A 2,573-nucleotide genomic window follows, 5' to 3' on the forward strand; every position below is an offset into this window, starting at 1 on the left:
CAATAATAAATAACAAAAGGTGATGCAGTGAAAGGGATGAAATTAAACATAATTGCATTAGAGGTTTTTCTTTGCTGCTATGCAATGACGCCCTCTTTTTCGCCTGCCGAATCTTATTTCGACCCCGGTTTATTAATGCACGGGAGCGGGATTGATGTTTCTCAGCTCGATTTAAACGACTTCGCCAACAGTAACACCTTAACCCCAGGCGAATATGATGTCATGGTGAATGTGAATTTGATCCCTTCTGGTGAATTCAACATTGCATTTGATAAACAATCGGATGGTCAAATTACCCCTGTTTTTACCGTGGGTGAGCTGAAAAAATTGGGGGTGAATACCTCTGCATTACCAAAATTAAGAGATCTTAGTGAGGATGCTAAGGTCGAAAAACTGTCTGACTATATTGCTGATGCCACTATTACGTTTGATCCGCAAACCTTAACCGTGAATTTATCGGTGCCACAAATTGCGATGGTGCCTAATTTCGCGGGTTATGTCCCCCCTGAATTGCGTGATGATGGTGTGACCGCATTAGTGATGGACTACGTCTTAAACTACAGTAATAACCGCCAGTTAGCTCAACATCACCAAAAATCCAGCACCAGTGATTCTCTGTTCGCCAACTTAAATGCGGGGATCAACATGGGCGCATGGCGCCTAAGAACCAGCTACCTGTATAACTACAGCAAAAGCAGTGGCTCCTCAAGCAGCAGTGATTCCTCGTTCACCAACACTTATGTTTATCGCACGATTAATGCGATTAAATCCACCTTACGCGCCGGTGAAATTTCAACGGGTGGCAATATTTTTGACTCCATCCCGATGAAAGGGGCAACGCTGAAATCCAACCCTCAGCTCGACCCCAGCAGCATGCAAGGGTTTGCTCCCGTGGTAGAGGGATTTGCGAACACCAATGCGACCGTCACCGTACGCCAAAATGGCAGTGTGGTTTACCAAACATTTGTGGCACCAGGCCGTTTTATTATTCGTGATATCCCTGCCAGTGGGTTGGCCGGGGACATGGAAGTGACGGTAGAAGAAGAAGATGGCAAACAAACAGTCTTCACCCAAGCCTATTCCTCATTGCCGATGATGGAGCGCCAAGGCTCGTATAACTATGAAGTTTCCGCAGGGCGTTACAATGGGGGGATCACCGTAGGCTCTGAGCGTAAAACCTTTGCGCTCGGCTCATTCAGCGTCGGTCTACCTTATAATATCACCACTTATGGTGGGTTGTTGGTGTCGAACGGCTATAACTCGGTCGTGGGCGGTATCGGCCTGTCGTTGGGTGTGCTCGGGGCGCTATCCACGGACGTGACACACTCAGATGCCAAATTTTCAGAGAAAAATTTAAAAGGGCAATCTTACCGTATTCGTTATTCAAAGAGCTTGCTGTCAACAGGTACCTCCTTTGACTTGACGGCACTGCGTTATACCACTGAGAACTTCTATTCTTTCTCGGATTACAATAATGCGGGCTATACCCTGAAAGATGGCTTAGCGCCTTGGACGGGTTCACGTCAGCGTTACAGTTTCCAGACCTCTATCAACCAATCTTTTGATTCGTATGGTTCTTTGTCACTGAGAGCCTCGAAAAACACCTATTGGGGGGGGCAAAGCTCCAATACCTCAGTGGGAATGTCTTATAACAATAACTTCCGTGGCGTTTCCTATAGCTTGAGCTATATGGTTGACCGCGTGAAAAGCTACAACAACAGTTGGCCGGAAAATCGGGTGGTGTCGTTCGATGTGTCGGTACCGCTAAGCCTGCTGACCAACAGTGAAATGGCACAAACCATGAGTGCGCGTTACGGGGTGAGCGTAGATAACCACGGTGATATGCGTCACCAAGCGGGTTTAACGGGCAGTGCGATGAACAGCCGCTTCAGCTACGGTTTATATCAAAACTATGACAGCCGTAATAGTAATTACGGTGGCAGTGTTAACGGGACGTATTCAGGCAATAACGCTACATTATCAACAGGCTACAGTTACTCCGATACGAATCGTTCCATGAACGGTACGCTCAGTGGCGGGTTAGTTGCGCATTCTGATGGCGTGACATTATCCCCGAATGTTGGGGACACCATCGCCATTATTACCGCGGATGGCGCAAAAGGAGCCGCATTAAGCATGGGGGCACAGTTTGACCGCTTTGGTAATGCAGTTATTCCTCAGTTGGCTAGCAACACGGCAAACCAAATCTCGGTTAACGTCAATACATTACCGGATGACATCACATTTAAAGATACTTCCATGATGGTGTATCCAACCGAAGGCGCGGTGATTAAGCGCCACTTTAAAACTAAAGTGGGTTACCAAGCGATGGTTACCCTGACAAGCTCAGGAAAAATGCCACCGTTTGGGGCGATAGCCACATTAGTTGCAGAAGACAGTGACGATAACGATATCAATACCGGTATTGTCGGCTCAAATGGCCAACTTTATATGAGTGGTTTACCGGATACAGGACGTATTCATATTCAATGGGGCGGCGATGCAGGCCAATGTACAGTGAATTATTCAGCATTAGAAAAAATTGCTATCACAGCGGATTCGCCAGTGAGAAC

At 47.0% G+C, this 2,573-nt stretch carries 1 protein-coding gene; it reads left to right on the forward strand.

Going from position 1 to position 2,573, the window contains the following annotated elements; all coding sequences use genetic code 11:
- Window positions 1-36: 36 nt before the first annotated feature.
- Window positions 37-2,573, forward strand: a 2,537-nt coding sequence (locus PSE60_RS20570) for a fimbria/pilus outer membrane usher protein (RefSeq protein WP_272666590.1), incomplete at its 3' end; no start/stop codon positions are given.

The sequence above is a fragment of the Providencia sp. PROV174 genome (assembly GCF_028480685.1).
GTDB lineage: Bacteria > Pseudomonadota > Gammaproteobacteria > Enterobacterales > Enterobacteriaceae > Providencia > Providencia rettgeri.